The sequence below is a fragment of the Bradyrhizobium sp. CSA112 genome (assembly GCF_029051645.1).
Taxonomy (GTDB): Bacteria; Pseudomonadota; Alphaproteobacteria; order Rhizobiales; family Xanthobacteraceae; genus Bradyrhizobium.
The window spans coordinates 937,164-952,786 of the sequence record NZ_JAACFS010000001.1; the positions used below are offsets into that span (position 1 = coordinate 937,164).

17 protein-coding genes are annotated in these 15,623 nt (G+C 62.5%); 7 read left to right on the top strand and 10 right to left on the bottom strand.

Annotation, left to right across the window (positions count from 1 at the left end):
- Window positions 1–24 precede the first annotated feature (24 nt).
- The 9 genes from GWE18_RS04660 to GWE18_RS04700 form a co-directional block, all read right to left on the bottom strand.
- Window positions 25–2,139 (bottom strand): xanthine dehydrogenase family protein molybdopterin-binding subunit, encoded by a 2,115-nt coding sequence (locus tag GWE18_RS04660; RefSeq protein WP_275184591.1) that lies wholly within the window; start codon window positions 2,137–2,139, stop codon window positions 25–27.
- Window positions 2,136–3,113 (bottom strand): xanthine dehydrogenase family protein subunit M, encoded by a 978-nt coding sequence (locus GWE18_RS04665; RefSeq protein WP_275184592.1) that lies wholly within the window; start codon window positions 3,111–3,113, stop codon window positions 2,136–2,138. The genes GWE18_RS04660 and GWE18_RS04665 overlap by 4 nt, the downstream gene beginning before the upstream one ends.
- A gap of 2 nt (window positions 3,114–3,115) precedes the next feature.
- Complete coding sequence (locus tag GWE18_RS04670) at window positions 3,116–3,742, bottom strand: (2Fe-2S)-binding protein (protein WP_275184593.1); 627 nt, start codon at window positions 3,740–3,742, stop codon at window positions 3,116–3,118.
- Window positions 3,743–3,973: 231 nt separating this feature from the next.
- Window positions 3,974–5,008, bottom strand: a complete 1,035-nt coding sequence (locus GWE18_RS04675) for an AraC family transcriptional regulator (protein ID WP_275184594.1) — start codon at window positions 5,006–5,008, stop codon at window positions 3,974–3,976.
- 107 nt (window positions 5,009–5,115) lie between these two features.
- Window positions 5,116–5,583, bottom strand: coding sequence for a DUF1801 domain-containing protein (locus GWE18_RS04680; protein WP_275184595.1), 468 nt, complete (start codon window positions 5,581–5,583; stop codon window positions 5,116–5,118).
- Between the two features lie 5 nt (window positions 5,584–5,588).
- On the bottom strand, window positions 5,589–6,062 hold the full coding sequence (locus GWE18_RS04685) for a DUF1801 domain-containing protein (protein WP_275184596.1): 474 nt from the start codon (window positions 6,060–6,062) through the stop codon (window positions 5,589–5,591).
- Window positions 6,063–6,087: 25 nt separating this feature from the next.
- A complete protein-coding gene (locus GWE18_RS04690) occupies window positions 6,088–6,282 on the bottom strand; it encodes a hypothetical protein (protein WP_275184597.1) in 195 nt (64 codons plus the stop codon).
- Window positions 6,283–6,339: 57 nt separating this feature from the next.
- Entirely contained in the window at window positions 6,340–6,771 is a 432-nt protein-coding gene (locus GWE18_RS04695; RefSeq protein ID WP_275184598.1) for an SRPBCC domain-containing protein, read from the bottom strand.
- Window positions 6,768–7,091, bottom strand: coding sequence for a metalloregulator ArsR/SmtB family transcription factor (locus GWE18_RS04700; RefSeq protein WP_275184599.1), 324 nt, complete (start codon window positions 7,089–7,091; stop codon window positions 6,768–6,770). The genes GWE18_RS04695 and GWE18_RS04700 overlap by 4 nt, the downstream gene beginning before the upstream one ends.
- 254 nt (window positions 7,092–7,345) lie before the next feature.
- Between GWE18_RS04700 and GWE18_RS04705 the strand changes: the two genes are divergently transcribed.
- The gene (locus GWE18_RS04705) at window positions 7,346–7,969 is read left to right on the top strand and encodes a class I SAM-dependent methyltransferase (RefSeq protein ID WP_275184600.1); all 624 of its coding nucleotides are present in this window, start codon (window positions 7,346–7,348) and stop codon (window positions 7,967–7,969) included.
- A 19-nt stretch (window positions 7,970–7,988) separates the two neighbouring features.
- On the opposite strand, the gene GWE18_RS04710 is transcribed toward GWE18_RS04705, so the two are convergent.
- Window positions 7,989–8,393: a four-helix bundle copper-binding protein gene (locus GWE18_RS04710; protein WP_275184601.1), complete on the bottom strand. Its 405-nt coding sequence runs from the start codon at window positions 8,391–8,393 to the stop codon at window positions 7,989–7,991.
- Between the two features lie 223 nt (window positions 8,394–8,616).
- On the opposite strand from GWE18_RS04710, the gene GWE18_RS04715 reads away from it, so the two are divergent.
- The 6 genes from GWE18_RS04715 (at window position 8,617) to GWE18_RS04740 (ending at window position 15,513) form a co-directional block, all read left to right on the top strand.
- Complete coding sequence (locus GWE18_RS04715; protein WP_275184602.1) at window positions 8,617–8,991, top strand: hypothetical protein; 375 nt, start codon at window positions 8,617–8,619, stop codon at window positions 8,989–8,991.
- A 76-nt stretch (window positions 8,992–9,067) separates the two neighbouring features.
- A complete protein-coding gene (locus GWE18_RS04720; protein WP_275184604.1) occupies window positions 9,068–9,475 on the top strand; it encodes a FixH family protein in 408 nt (135 codons plus the stop codon).
- Entirely contained in the window at window positions 9,472–10,878 is a 1,407-nt protein-coding gene (locus GWE18_RS04725; RefSeq protein ID WP_275184605.1) for an efflux RND transporter periplasmic adaptor subunit, read from the top strand. The genes GWE18_RS04720 and GWE18_RS04725 overlap by 4 nt, the downstream gene beginning before the upstream one ends.
- Complete coding sequence (locus tag GWE18_RS04730) at window positions 10,875–14,069, top strand: efflux RND transporter permease subunit (protein ID WP_275184606.1); 3,195 nt, start codon at window positions 10,875–10,877, stop codon at window positions 14,067–14,069. Before GWE18_RS04725 ends, GWE18_RS04730 begins: the two co-directional genes overlap by 4 nt.
- Window positions 14,070–14,117: 48 nt before the next feature.
- Entirely contained in the window at window positions 14,118–14,834 is a 717-nt protein-coding gene (locus GWE18_RS04735) for a c-type cytochrome (RefSeq protein ID WP_275184607.1), read from the top strand.
- A 67-nt stretch (window positions 14,835–14,901) separates the two neighbouring features.
- Entirely contained in the window at window positions 14,902–15,513 is a 612-nt protein-coding gene (locus tag GWE18_RS04740) for a class I SAM-dependent methyltransferase (protein ID WP_275184608.1), read from the top strand.
- The last annotated feature ends 110 nt before the right edge of the window (window positions 15,514–15,623 follow it).

Here is a 15,623-nt window from a genome sequence, read left to right on the forward strand (position 1 = left end):
AAGAGGCGGAGGGGGCGGCGGGAGCTAAGCAGTCAGCACATCTTCAATCCGGATCGGCAGAGTGCGCACGCGCTTGCCTGTCGCGTGAAAGACGGCATTGGCGATGGCCGGCGCCATGCCGACGAGCGCGATCTCGCCAATCCCTTTAACGCCAAGGGCATTGACGTGTGGATCCATCTCCTCGACGAAGTGCGCTTCGAGCGGGGGAATGTCGAGATTCACGGGCATAAGGTAATCGGCCATATGCGCATTGACCGGGCGACCGTCCCGCGTATCAAGGACAGTGCGTTCCATCAGGGCCATGCCCATACCGCCGATCATGCCGCCAGTGCATTGGCTCCTCGCGAGTCGCGGATTAACGACGCGGCCGATGCCATAGGCGCCCACGGCACGGCGCACCCGGATTGTGCCGACGTCCGGATCGACGGCCACCTCCACAAAGACGGCTCCGAAGGAGTGCATGGAAAAACGGGCCGCGACATCAGGATCGCGCTGAGAAGAAGCAGTAGCCTCGATGGGTCGGCCCTCCCGGGGGCGCTTTGCGGCTTCCTCTTGCACGGCAATACAGGCGGCACGGATCGCGGAGCCGACCGAGGCCATCGTCCATGAGCCACCATGGGATGGCGCGGGCGGATAGTCAGAGCGGCCAAGGCTGAAGCGCACCCGTTCAACGGGCAGTCCCAGAGTTTCAGCGGCAACCTGCGTCATCGACGTATAGGTGCCGGGACCCATGTCGCTTGCCGCGACTTCAACTTCAGCAGTGCCGTCCGCAAGCAGCCGCGCCCGCGCATTCGCCGGCGCATGGAAGGCCGGATAGCTCGCCGATGCCATACCCATGCCGACCAGCTGCCGGCCATCGCGCATCGAACGCGGTTCGGGTGTTCGCCGTGACCACCCGAAACGTTCGGCGGCGAGGTCATGGCATTTCATGAGGGATCGGCTGGAGAAGGGCTTGTTCTCGCCTTCATCGATCGTCGGCTCGTTGCGGCGCCGCAGATCTATGGGATCGATACCGAGCTTGTAGGACAACTCATCGATGGCACATTCGAGCGCAAAGACGCCGCTTGCCTCGCCAGGGCCGCGCATATGATTCGGCGTGCCGGTATCGAGCGGCTGCAGCCTGTAGCGGGTTCGCACGTTGGGGCAGGAATACAGGAAGGTCGTGACCGAGGTCAGGGCCTCCATGAACTCTTCGTGGCGGCTCGTTTCGCCGGTTCCTTCGTGAACAATGCTGGTGAGCTTGCCGTCCGCCGTGGCGCCGAGAGCCATCCGCTGCAAGGTGCGGGGCCGATGGCCCGTCGTGAAGAACATCTGCTTGCGCGTGAGAACGAGCTTGACGGGACGTCCGACTTGTCGCGCCGCCATCGCTGCAAGCGTCACATGCGGCCAAGTCCTGAGCGACGTGCCGAACGCGCCGCCGATAAACGGACAGATCACCTGTATGTTCTCGGGTGGCAGGCCGAAGATAGCCGCGATCTCGGCCTGTTCATTGATGACGAACTGGCTCTTGCTCCAAAGTGTCAGCCGATCGCCATTCCAGGCCGCGACGGTGGCGTGCGGCTCCATTGGATTGTGGTTCTCGCGCGCGATTTCGTAGATCTCGTCGACCCTCATCGGCGCATCCGCGAGAGCGCTGTCGGCAGCGCCGCGCGCGGTGTCGGCCGGCAGCCTCGCATCAGGCTGCTTCCCGGCTTCCGGAACGACAGGCCGGGCTTTTGGGTCGGCAGGATCAACGATCGGCCGCTCGGCCGTGTAGGAAATACGTAGCGCCACAGCCGCGCGCTCTGCCTGGTCGGGCGTATCGGCGACGACCATCGCTACCGGTTGCCCGTAGAAGCGGACTTGGTCGTCCTGCAGCACATGCAGCCGCTCGCCTGTTGCCGGATCGATGTAGCTCTTGTGAGGTGCGTAGGGCAGGCGCGGCGCGTTGCGATGCGTGATGACCGCGACAACGCCGGGCATCTTCTCAACCTGCGCGGTGTCGATGCCGGTCACGCGGCCGAGACCCACCGTGGCACTGACGATCACCGCATGGACTTGGCGCGGCTGGTTGAAGTCGGCCGCATAGCGCGCGACGCCCGTGATCTTGGCGCGACCATCCACGCGCGGCAGCGGCTTCCCGATCACGTTCACCGTCATGCGGCTTCTCCCGTCATTTCAAGGGCGCGGACGATCGTCCGGGGCAGGAGTTCGAGCTTGTAGTGATTGCCCGACAAGGGCCGGGCGCCTTCGAGTGCCAACCGGGCGGCTGTTTCGAAAATTTTGCGATCCGGCGCCTTTCCGATCAGCGCCTCCTCCACGGTGCGGAGGCGCCAAGGTCGAGTGCCGACACCGCCGACAGCAAGCCGCACCTGACGGATAACGCCGTCTCCAACGTCGAGCGCGGCGGCAGCGGATACGAGCGCGAACTCATAGGAGGCGCGGTCGCGCACCTTCAGATAGCGCGCCCGCCGGCTGTAGAAGCCACCAGGGACCCGCACCGCGAGGATGAGTTCGCCAGGCAGCAGTGTGTGTTCGAGATGCGGCGTATCGCCCGGCAAACGAAACAGTTCCTCGACTGGAAAGGAGCGCTCGCCCCGCGGCCCCCTCACCAGCATCGTGGCGTCGAGGGCGACCAGCACGACGGCGAGGTCCGATGGATGCGTTGCGATACAATGATTGCTGGTGCCGAGAATGGCGTGGCCGGCATTGAGACCATCGATCGCGGCGCAACCGGAGTTCGGGGTGCGCTTATTGCAGGGCGCATCGTGCATCCGGAAATAGGGGCAGCGCACGCGCTGGAGCAGATTGCCGCCGATGGAGGCCATGTTGCGCAATTGCGGTGAGGCGCCCTCGATCAGGCTTTCCGCGATGAGCGGGTGCAGGCGTTGCACGTCGGGATGGGCGGCGACATCGGCCATGCGGGCGAGCGCGCCGATAACGAGATCGGAGCCATCGATACGGATTTCGGAAAGCGGGAGCATGTTGATGTCGATGAGGTGGTCCGGCTGCTCCACTTCCTCCCGCATGAGGTCGATCAACGTCGTGCCGCCGGCGATGAAACGCCGGCCGGACGATGCAGCGGCGATAGCGTCCTGGACGGAGGTCACCTTCTCGAGCGTGAATGGAAGCATGGTCAGGCCCTCTTGGCAGCGTCGGCGACCGCGGCGACGATCCCCGGATAGGCCCCGCAACGGCAGATATTGCCGCTCATCCAGAAGCTGATTTCATCCAGCGTACCCGCGTGGCCTTCCGCGATGCAGCCTATTCCAGATATGATCTGTCCCGGGGTGCAGAAGCCGCACTGCAAACCATCGTGCTCGACGAATGCAGTCTGGAGCGGATGAAGCTCGCCATTTGTTTCAAGGCCCTCGATCGTCTTGATCTCAGCCCCCTCATGCATCGCAGCCAGCGTCAGACAGGAGACGATCCGCCTGCCGTTGAGAAGCACGGTGCAAGCGCCGCAGGCGCCTTGATTGCACCCCTTCTTCGTGCCGGTGAGATCGAGTGTCTCGCGCAGCACATCGAGCAGTGAGCGGCGGGGGTCCAGGTCAAGCTCATGCTGCCTGCCGTTGACGACCAGGCGGACCGGTCCGGTGGATGCGGCGAGAGGCCGTTCAGATATGGGTTGCGCGGCAGCTTCCGGTGCTGCCGCGAGAGTGGCCACTCCCCCGATCGTAAGCAGGATCGAACGGCGCGATAATCCGCCACGCCTTTCTTCGGTCTCAACAGCACCGTCGGTGAACGGCTCGTCGTTTTTCATGGTCGTCTCTCGCTTGCCTATTGAGATGATCGCTCGCTGACTGCGACAAGATGGCGCCATAATTCCTCTTCGACGCTCGGAAGCCGCCGGATTGCGCTGCGCAGCGGAGCATCAAGCGCAGCCGAGCCATCGTCTCAGATGAGCACCGCGAACTAAGCATGAACCCACAGGGTGTACCGTTCGGATATTGCGGCGACTATCGCGGTGTTGCGATGAATTCTGCCCGCGCACTTACAGAGCGCGTCGGAACGCCGATGGGGTCACTCCGACTATCGCTCGGAAAGCCGCCGTGAAGGCTGATGGCGTCTCGTAACCAACTGCAAGTGCGACGTCTGTGACGCTCAAGCTTGTATGGGCGAGAAGCTCGCGGGCGCGCCGCATACGTTGTGCGGTCAACCAGGCATGCGGGGTCTGGCCGGTCGAGTTCCGAAAGGCCGTGCAGAAGTGGAAGCGGCTCAGGCCGACAAGGGTGGCGAGTTCATTGAGCCCGATATGGTGTTCGAGGTTCTCGCGCATGAACGTCGTGACACGCCGTACCTGCCAATCAGCAAGACCGCCCTTTCTGACCTGAGCATGCAAGCTGTCAAATGATGAATGCTCACGGATCAGCCGCGCGCAGAGCAGGTCGATCGCCTGCTCCACGAAAAGACGGGACGATGCGCTATCCCGCTCCGCCTCGTGACTGAGAATTTCAAGCAGCCCCGCCGCCGCCGGATCGGCGAAAGCCACGCGCGGAAGAATCTCGATACGTCTTCCACTTGCAATCTCGTCGGCGCAGGCCTGGAGGCGTTCCTGAGTGAGGTAGACGTGCGAAACGACTACGGGGCCGGCAATGTTCCAGTGGCCGTCAACGCCTTTCGGAATGAGAGTGAAGGCTTTCGGGTTGGTTCTGGAAACGAGGCGCTTGTTCTCGATCCGCCAGGATATCTCGTGCTGTCCTTCGTAGCAGCCGACGGCGACGTATCCAGTCACGCCGCGCATGTAATCCTCTTGCAGGCCGCCATGCGCCCACTTCCGTGTCAGGCGCGTATCACCATGCAAAACCTCAGGCACCAGTACCGGTGGCTCGTCCAAGATGCGCGCCATCTCAGCGGCAGCATCGGGACTTGATTGGCTTGCTGCAGATCGGGACAGGCCGCGTGGATTGGGTGCAGTCCTGCTTCGGGAACGGAACAGCCGCTGGTCCAAACTGTCGCCCTCGTCGAGCCGCTTCGCATTTGCAATACCATTATGCAAAAAGACGGAACCATTGGGTAGAAAAAACATCCGGGCAGTGCCGATGCGTGCGGTCTGCCCAAAAATTGGTCAGCCGATTGCTACGGTCGCGCGTTTCGAACCAGCGCGCCAAAGCAGAATCGCCGCGGCACGTCTCGTCAGGCGCTCTTCGGTCTCTTCTGGGCGCGGGCCGCTCGCTTCGACGTATTCAGTGCCACGGCCTCGCGAATGAGCGCCTTCAACGCCTTCTCATCGATCTTGTCGCCCTGATGGAAATCGATGGCGCGCCTGGTGTTGCCTTCGAGGCTGGAGTTGAAGAGGTCTGTTGGATCGTCCAGCGCGGCGCCCCTGGCGAAGGTCATCTTCACGACAGCCTTGTAGGTCTCGCCGGTGCAGATGATTCCGTCGTGCTCCCACACCGGAACGCCGCGCCACTTCCATTCCTCGACCACTTCAGGGTCGGCCTGCTTGATGATGCTTCGGATGCGCGCGAGCATCTCGCCGCGCCAATCGCCCAATTCCTTGATTCTCGCATCGATGTGCTGAGAGGGAGAGCTCGCTCCTTTTGCTTCCTTTGCGCCGCTCTTCTTCATGCTTGTCGTCGCTTTCTTCGTGGCTGTTGTCATTTCGCTCACAATCGTTCGCCGGGCAACTGGCTGGCTTGCTGCACCCAGGCGACGAATTGGGCTTCGTCGAGCGGAACGTCCTCGTAAATGTCGAGGTAGCGCACTTCCTTGTGCTTGGACTCGCCAGGCGGAATAGGGTGCAGCGATGTACCGCGGAAGAACGTCACTTTGACGTACTTCGTGAAGCAATGAAAGCCGAGGAACCAGCCCTGACCCTCGAAGCCATAGAAGGGCGTGTTCCATTTGACGGCCTTGTACACGCCGGGGACGGTGCGCACGATGAGCGCATCGAGGTGGCGTCCGATGTCGCGTTTCCAGCCCGGCATGGCCGCGATGTAGGCCTGCACGGGAGCGTCACCATATCCCTTCGCGATCTGAGGATTGCCGCCTGAGAGGAGGGTCGGCTTTGTTGCTGCGGGCCGCTTGGCAGCGGCCTTCTTTGCGGCATTCGCCGGGCTTCTCGACGTCGTTTGCGCCATTGTGTTCGCTCCTGTCGCCGGTACGTCAGCCGCTGCGCCATTTGGCGGCGTAGGGCAGCACGAACATGTAGAGGCCGGTGAACATCAGTAAAAAGAGCGGCGGCAATGGGGAATATACCACCCACGGGGAAGGCTCCCCCAGTCCCATGGCAATGAAATTGGCGACGACGGTCGACGTAAAGGCGATCGACAGCCAGCGGTGAATCTGCCGAATCCACATGTTCCAGTTCCTCTTTTGCAGACTTTGTAGACGAGCCGGAGCGTAACGCGGCGGATTTCAGTCCGTCCGCGCCACGAGCTCTTCCAGCTTCGCGAAGAATTGCTGCCATCCGGCGTGCGCGCCGCCATAGGCCTGCTTCTGATCCGGCCGGAAGCCCGACTGCTCCATGCGCAGGAGGGTCCCCGTGCGCGTTGGAATGAGCGTAAACGTCACCACGCTCTGCAGATTGAAGGCCGCATCCTCATGCTTGAAATTCCAGGTGTAGGACAGCTCCTTGTTCGGCTCGATGGCGAGCACCTCGCAGTCCAGCACGCCGCCCCAGTCGCCACGAAGATTGAAATGGTGACCCACGACAGGCTTGAAGTCGTTCTTCATCAGCCATTCCTCCATCAGGTGTGGTTGCGTGAGCGCGCGCCAAAGCTTTTCCGGCGGATGAGGCATCTCGCGTTCGACGACGACAGTGCGTGTTTCAGTTGCTGTGTTGGTCATTGGTCCATCCGTTTGAGCAGATATTCGAGGTGATCGAACCGATTCTGCCAGAAGCCGTGCATTTGGCTCGTCCAGTCGATCAGCGGGGCCAGGGCGCCGAGCTGGGCGCTATAGTGCGTCTGTCGGCCTTCGTGACGGTCGCGCACCAGCCCGGCCTGCTTCAGAACGCCAAGGTGCTTTGAGACGGCCGGTTGCGAGATCCCGGCCCGCGCGGTCAAGGCTCCGACCGTCTGCTCGCCTTCGCGGCACAGGCGCTCGAAGATCGCCCGACGGGTCGGATCGGCGAGTGTTCTGAAGAGTACGTCGTGGGCGTTCGGCATCTGAATCCATAACCAGTTGGTTATTGATTGACGCATAACCGCGGAGGTATGGGTTAGTCAAGCAGGAAAAGAAAGGCACCGAGGGTTTCATCAGCGGAACCACCGGTTCCAGTTACTATATCCCGCTGGTTATGCATCATCTAGTCCCGCGGCCACCCGTGAAGCAGCACGCAGGCGCTAACGCCGGGACATGATCGTCGGCTCGTTGTCGAAGACGGGCGGCATGACCATGTACAGACCGGGAGGAGAGGCTCATGGAAGATGCCGGCCGTCAGGCCCATTGGGAGAACGTCTACACGACGAAGGGCGAGAACGAGGTTAGCTGGTTTCAGCAAAGCCCGGCGCCTTCGCTCGAATTGATCGTGCAGGCGGGCGCCACCCGAACGCCGGCGATCATCGACATCGGCGGCGGCGCTTCGCGGCTGGTCGACAATCTCATCGAGCAGGGGTTTGAGGATGTCACCGTGCTCGATCTGTCGGGCGCGGCGCTGGCTGCCGCCAAAAGCCGCCTTGGTGCCGACGCCGAACGGGTTAGCTGGATTGTCGCGGACGCCACCACCTGGGAGCCGGGCCGGGCTTACGACATCTGGCATGACCGGGCGGCATTCCATTTTCTTACGGAGGCAAGCGATCGCGCCGCCTATATCGCCCGTCTCGAGCGGGCCCTGAAAATCGGCGGGCACGCCATCATCGCCACCTTCGCGCCCGACGGCCCTGAAAAGTGCAGCGGCCTGCCGGTCGCGCGCTACGACAGTGCAAGCCTCGGACGCACGCTCGGCGCCACGTTCAAGCTGGTCCACACGCAGCGGCACGAGCACGCAACGCCCTGGGATTCCCGGCAGAACTTCCAGTTCAGCGTGTTTCGGCGCGAGGGCTAGCTCGCACCCGCCGCGTGCGCTAATGCGCCATGCTGCGTGATACCTCCTGACAGGCCTCCATGCAGCGGCGGCAGCTTTCCGCGCAGATGCGGCAATGTTCATGCATGGCGGCGTGCCTCTGGCATTCCTCCGCGCAAAGCCGGCAGGCGGCAGCGCATACGCTGAGCATGCGGCGCATCACTTCGTCATCGAAACCTGTCCGGCGGGTCATGATGCGGCCGGTGATGTTGCAGATGTCGGCGCAATCCAGGTCCAGGCGGATACACTGGGTCAGCTCCTGCACCATGCGCTCGGACAGGCAGGCGTCGGCACAGGAGGTGCAGGTCTGTGCGCAGGAATAGCATTCCTCGATGCAGCGGATCAGGGCGTCATTGATCTGCCCCTGGACGGCCGGGTGGGTGCCAATCATTTCGCGGGCGTGCATGGCGGGCTCCTTGCTTGAAGGCTGGCCGCAAACGCGGCGGCCGCTATTTCAAGCCGCAGCCAGCAAAAATGTTCTGGCCCTCCGCAACAAATGCCGCGTCCTGGATCAAGACCCGATTGATTTAACGCAAACTTGGTGCGCCCGAATTATGTTAACGAAACCCGCGGTTTCGTGATGGAACTTGGCTTCCCATCATGGGGCGGATTATGCGAAACTATTACCCGTGAAACGCTCGATCCACCTTTGCCGGCTGCTGGCGGTCTTTTTGATCGCAGGCCTCGTGTTCGCCCCGCTTGCCCAGCGCGCGAATGCGAATCCGTCGGCATCGATGGCGCTAACCTTCATGGCCGGCGACGCAGCCTCCATGTCCGACGACATGCCGTGCTGCCCGGAGAAATCCGCGCCGATGGATTGTGCCGATTGCCCGTTGATGGCGCTCTGCGTGTCGACGACGGTGCAGGCGCCGCTGCCGGCCGGCGTTGCCGAGTTCCAGCCGGTCATTCTGCGAATGCTGCGTCCCGGCAGCGATCCCGAGGTGGAAAGCCTCGGCTATTCACCCCCTCCTAGACCCCCCCGATCCCTGGACCTTTTGGCGTAACGCCAAAATCGCGCGGCGCTTCGTGGCGTCCGCTCCATGCTGCCATCGCAGCTGACCAGGGATCGAGGTTATCACTATGAAGTTCAGTCAGTTTTCGCGCAGCCTGCGGCTCGCGCTGATCGGCGCTGCCCTGACGTGCGGCCCAACCGTCGCGTTCGCGGATATCAAGAATTACGAATTCAAACTTGTCGAACCGACCGTCAAGACCGGCCCCGACAAAACCATCGCCGTGCAGCTCATCGACAAGACCACGGGCAAGTCTGTTCCGGACGCGGTCATCTTCGCCACGCGCCTCGATATGGCGCCTGATGGCATGCAGGAGATGGCGACCAAACTCACCCCGCTGCCAGCATCGGAGCCGGGCACCTACCGGTTCAAGGCAAATTTCAGCATGGCCGGCCGGTGGCAATTGTCGCTCGGCGCCAAGGTGCAGGGTGAAACCGGAACGATCGAAAACAAGCTCATCATTCAGGCCGACAAATGAAACGGTCAGTCCTGATCGCCATCGTGACTGCCGCCATCGGGGCGGCGGCGGTGGCCGGAATTGTCGCGCGTCCATTCATCCTGTCGAGTGGAGAGACCAAGCACACCCACGTCGTGGCACAGGCCGAACCGGCTTCCGCTGCAATCTATTATCAGGACCCCGACGGCAAGCCATTCTATTCGCTGACGCCGAAAAAGACGCCTGATGGCCGTGACTACCGCGCCGTCCCTCGCCACGCCGACATCAACTTTAACGATCCGCCAGAGGAAAGCGCGGCGGCTGCGCCGTCCGCTGATCGCAAGGTCAAATATTACCGCAATCCGATGGGCCTGCCGGATGTTTCGCCGACGCCCAAAAAGGATTCGATGGGGATGGACTACATCCCCGTCCATGACGGCGAGGACAGCGACGACGGATCGGTCAAGGTCTCGCCCGGAAAGATCCAGCGCACCGGGGTCAAATCAGAGCCGGCGGCCCTCCGTCCGATCCGGACTGTGGTGCGGGCGCCGGGCGCGATCCAGCTCGACGAGCGCCGGGTCTCCGTCATCGCGATGCGTGCGGAAACCTACCTGCAATCGGTCGCCGACGTTACGACCGGCACTTTCGTCAAGAAGGGGCAGCCTTTGATGGAGATCTACAGTCCCGCAGTTTCCAGTGCAGCCGCCGAATATGTGACGACATTGACGTCCAGGACCACGGCGGGCGAGCCCTCCTACGGGCGCGGCTCGCGGCAGCGGTTGATGAATCTCGACGTACCCGACGCGGTGATCACCGCGATCGAACGGACGCGGGTCGTTCCTGTGACGGTCGAGTGGTCGGCCCCGCGCGACGGCATCGTGCTGGAACGCAACGCAGTCCAGGGCATGCGAGCCCAACCAGGCGACGTGCTCTTCCGCGTCGCCGACACCTCGCTTGTCTGGGCGATGATCGACGTGGCCGAGCGCGACCTCGGCTCGCTTGCGGTCGGGCAGCCCGTGACCGTTCGGGCGCGCAGCTTCCCTACGCGGGACTTCTCCGGAAAAATCGCGGTCGTCTATCCCCAGGTCAATCGCGAGACGCGGACAGCCCGCGTGCGAGTCGAACTCACCAATCCGGACCTGGCGTTGCTGCCTGACATGTACGTCGACGCCGACATCGAGATCGGCGGTTCGGAATCCGTTTTGACGGTTCCTGACAGCTCGGTGCTCGATACGGGCTCTCGCCAGATGGTTCTGGTCGACAAGGGCGAGGGCCGGTTCGAGCCTCGCGACGTCAAGATCGGCCGCCGGGGAGGTGGGCTAATCGAAATCCGCAGCGGACTGAAAGACGGCGAGCCCGTTGTCGTTGCCGCCAATTTTCTGATCGATGCGGAGAGTAACCTGAAGGCGGCTCTCAAGGGCTTTGCCGAGGGAGCGCAGCAATGATCGCCCGCCTGATCGCCTGGTCGGCCCGTAACCTGCTGCTGGTGCTGTTCGGCACCGGCTTCGCTGCCGCGGCCGGCCTTTATGCACTCATCCATCTGCCGCTCGACGCCATCCCCGACCTCTCTGACACGCAGGTGATCGTCTACACGGAGTATCCGGGTCAGGCGCCGCAGGTCATCGAGGATCAGGTCACCTATCCGCTGACGACGGCGATGCTGACGGTACCGAAGTCGAAAGTGGTTCGCGGCTTCTCGTTCTTCGGCGTTTCGTTCGTCTACGTCATCTTCGAGGACGGTACCGACATCTATTGGGCGCGCTCGCGGGTGCTCGAATTCCTGAACGCAGCGACCTCACGCATTCCCGCCGGCGTGACGCCGACCATCGGTCCCGACGCGACCGGCGTCGGCTGGGTCTACCAATACGCCATCATGTCGAAGGAGCTGAACCTTTCCGACACCCGCACGATCCAGGACTGGAATCTGAAGTTTGCGCTCGCCAAGGCCGAAGGTGTGGCGGAAGTGGCGAGCGTCGGCGGCTTCGTCAAGCAGTACAATGTGATCCTCGATCCGCAGCGCATGCGCGACCGCGGCATCACCATGCAGAAGATGCGCGAGGCGATCCGCGCCAGCAACGCCGACGTCGGCGGCCGCACCGTCGAGCTGTCCGAATTCGAGTACGTCATCCGCGGCAAGGGATACCTAAGGGGGATCAACGACCTCGGCAACGTCGTCCTGAAGGTCAGCAATGGAACGCCTATCCTGCTGCGCGACGTGGCACGGGTGGAGCTCGGACCCGATGAGCGGCGCGGCATCACCGAACTGAACGGGGAGGGCGAGGTCGCGAGCGGCATCGTGCTGCAGCGTTTCGGCGTCAACGCGCTCGATGTGATCGAGAACGTCAAGAAGCGCTTTGCGGAAATCGCCACCAGCCTTCCAAAATCGGTCGAGATCGTGCCGGTTTACGACCGCTCGAATCTGATCTACGCCGCCATCGACACGCTCAAGCACACCTTGTTCGAGGAGAGCGTTGTCGTCGCGCTGGTCTGTATCGTGTTTCTGCTGCACTTCCGCAGTGCGCTGGTTGCGATTCTGATGCTGCCGGTCGGAATCTTGATGGCGTTCGGCGCGATGAAGCTGCTCAACATCGGCTCCAACATCATGAGCCTCGGCGGCATCGCGATTGCAATCGGCGCCATGGTGGATGCCGCGATTGTCATGATCGAGAATGCCCACAAACACCTCGAACGGGCGGAGCCCGGAAAATCCCGGGTGGTCATTCTGATCGAGGCCGCCGCCCAGGTCGGGCCGGCACTGTTCTTCAGCCTGCTGATCATCACCGTGTCGTTCATGCCGATCTTCACGCTGGAGGCGCAGGAGGGGCGTCTGTTCAGCCCGCTCGCCTTCACAAAGACCTTCGCCATGGCCGCCGCCGCGCTGCTTTCGGTGACGCTGGTGCCGGCGCTGATGGTGATTTTCATCCGCGGCAAAATCGTTCCCGAGCACAAGAATCCGATCAACCGCTTCCTGATCTGGATCTATCGGCCCGTCATCAAGGGTGTCTTGCGCGCCAAGACGCTGGTCGTCCTGCTCGCACTCGCGATTATGGCCGTGAGCATCTGGCCGGCGCGCCAGCTCGGCACCGAGTTCATGCCGAACCTGAACGAGGGCACGCTGCTCTACATGCCGACGACATTGCCGGGCATCTCTGTCACCAAGTCCGCTGAACTGATGCAGACCCAGGACCGGATCATCCGTTCTTTTCTGGAAGTCGAGTCCGTCTACGGCAAGGCAGGCCGCGCCGCGACCGCAACCGATCCGGCGCCGTCGGAAATGTACGAGACCATCGTCAATCTCAAACCGAAGCAGGAGTGGCGGCCCGGCGTAACGATCGACAGCCTGATCGCGGAGATGGATAAGGCATTGCAGTTTCCTGGCGTCTCCAACGCCTGGACCATGCCGATCAAGGCCCGCATCGACATGCTGTCGACCGGCATCCGCACCCCAGTCGGAGTCAAGGTGATCGGCCCCGACCTGGTCGAGATCGACAGGCTCGCGAAACAGATCGAGCAGGTCCTGAAGGCGGTCCCGGGCACCTCGTCCGCTTACGCTGAGCGCGGCATCGGCGGTTACTATCTGGAGATCGAGCCGGACCGCGAAGCGATGGCGCGCTACGGTATCATGGTCCAGGACGTCCAGGATACCATTGCGACTGCGCTTGGCGGGCAGACGGTCACGACGACAGTCGAGGGACGCCAGCGCTTCTCCGTCAACATGCGCTACCCCCGGGATTTGCGCGACAATCCGAAGGCGATTGCAAGCGACGTGCTGGTGCCGATGCCGGCCGGCGGCGCCGTCCCGCTCGGCGAAGTCGCAAAGGTCGCGCCGGCGCGCGGGCCGTCCTCGATTCGCACCGAGAACGGCCAGTTGGCGACCTACATCTACGTCGACATCCGCGACCGCGATCTCGGCGGCTACGTAGCTGACGCCCAGCGCGCGGTGCAGGCCAGCATCCAGTTCCCGCCTGGCTACTACGTGATGTGGAGTGGCCAGTACGAATACCTCGAGCGCGCCACGGCGCGGCTGAAGATCGTCGTGCCCACGACGCTGCTCATCATCTTCCTCCTGTTGTATCTCAACTTCCGATCCGTCACCGAGACGATGATCGTGATGCTGTCCCTGCCGTTCTCGCTGGTCGGTGGGTTCTGGCTGATGTGGTGGCTCGGCTTCAACCTTTCGGTGGCGGTCGCGGTCGGCTTCATTGCGCTCGCTGGCGTCGCCGCCGAGACCGGCGTGGTGATGCTGATCTACCTGAACCAGGCGCTTGCCGAAATCAGGGCCCGCCGCGACGCCGAGATGCGGCCGCTGACGAAGCGCGATCTCTATGACGCCATCATGGAGGGCGCCGTGGAGCGGGTGCGGCCGAAGATGATGACGGTGGTAGCCATCATGGCCGGGCTGCTGCCGATCATGTGGAGCAGCGGCACCGGCTCGGAGATCATGCAGCGCATCGCGGTGCCGATGATCGGCGGCATGATTTCCTCGACCTTGCTGACGCTGATTGTGATTCCGGCGATCTTCGGCCTGGTGAAGGGATTTGGGCTGAAGACCGACGACGATTCCGCGGCAGGGCTTCCGCCTTCGACGGCTCCGTCCAGCCGGCTGAAGAAGCGGATTCTGGAGACGGCCCGATGAGGCGTGCGCGAATCTCTCGGAGCAGATGCGGAAACGAGGAGGTTGGCAATGAACAGACTCTTTGTAATCGCGCTTTCGACGGTCGCATGGTTGTCTCCCGCTGTTGCCGAGCCGGGCGATGCGGCGCGGGGCCAGCGGAATTTCCGGATCTGCGCGCCATGCCATTCGCTTGAGCCGGACCTAAACATGACGGGGCCCAGCCTTGCCGGTCTGTGGGAGCGGAAGGCCGGATCGTTGCCAAGCTTTGAACGCTATTCCGATGCGCTCAAATCGTCCGGCATCATCTGGGACGACCGCTCGCTGGACGCCTTTCTGACCGATCCCAACCGCATGGTGCCGGACAATGAAATGCCGTTTAACGGCATCAAGGAGCCGCAGCACCGCGCAGACCTGCTCGCCTTTCTGAAGGAAGCAACAAAACCGGGAGCCGCGCCGGAGCGGTACGCTGAAGGGCAAATGGGAGGCATGGGCGGGATGATGGGTGGAATGATGGGCGGCGGCCGCGTTCCCAATTTGAAGAGCCTGGAATCGAACATGCAGGTGAAGACGATCACCTACTGTCGCGACACCTATCGGGTGACCACGGCCGATGGCAAAACCCGCGCCTTTTGGGAGCGCAATCTCCGCCTGAAAACCGATTCCGGAAAGGATGGTCCGCAAAGCGGTGCACCGGCGCTTGTGCCCGCGGGCATGATGGGTGACCGGGCAGACGTGATTTTTGCCGCACCGGAAGAGATCAGCAAGGCGATCGAAGCGCGGTGTTGAGAGGCCTGGTATCGGCGGCCGGCCGCCTCCACATACTATGGTCTCGGCAATCGCAGGTGTGAAATCGATGGCCTTTTATAGTGACATCATCCTGCCAAGGCTCTGCGATCTCGCGATGCGGAACAAGCAACTTCGGCCGTATCGCGAGCGGGTGATCGGCGCGGCCGAAGGCCGCGTGCTCGAGATCGGGATCGGTTCGGGCCGGAACCTGCCATTCTATCGGCCACGAGTAACCGAATTGCTGGCGTTGGAGCCGTCTCCTCAACTCACGGTGATGGCTCGCCACGCTCAGCATCCGGGCATGCAGGTCAACTTCGTCGAAGCGTCAGCAGAAGCCATTCCGCTCGACGATCACAGCGTTGACACCGTTGTGACCACTTGGACTTTATGCAGCATCCCAGATGCCGCCATGGCGCTCACCGAAATGCATCGCGTGCTTCGGCCGAGCGGCAAGCTCTTGTTCGTGGAGCACGGCATGGCGCCGGACAAGAATGTACGGCGATGGCAGGACTGGCTGACGCCTGCCTGGAAGCGCATCAGCGGCGGTTGTCATCTCAATCGACCGATCGGCGCGATGATCGAAAGTGCCGGCTTCAAGATTGATCGGGTGGAGACCGGCTATATGCCCGGACCCAAGGCGATGACGTTCATGTACGAGGGCAGCGCTCGGCCGGGCTAGATCTAGACTGGCAGCTTCAGCTTTGCACTTGTGACGCCTTTCACTATCGCGCCAAAAAAGATCGGATAAGCTCCGGGCAATCGGAGGCGCTGTGTCGGGTATACCGCTAC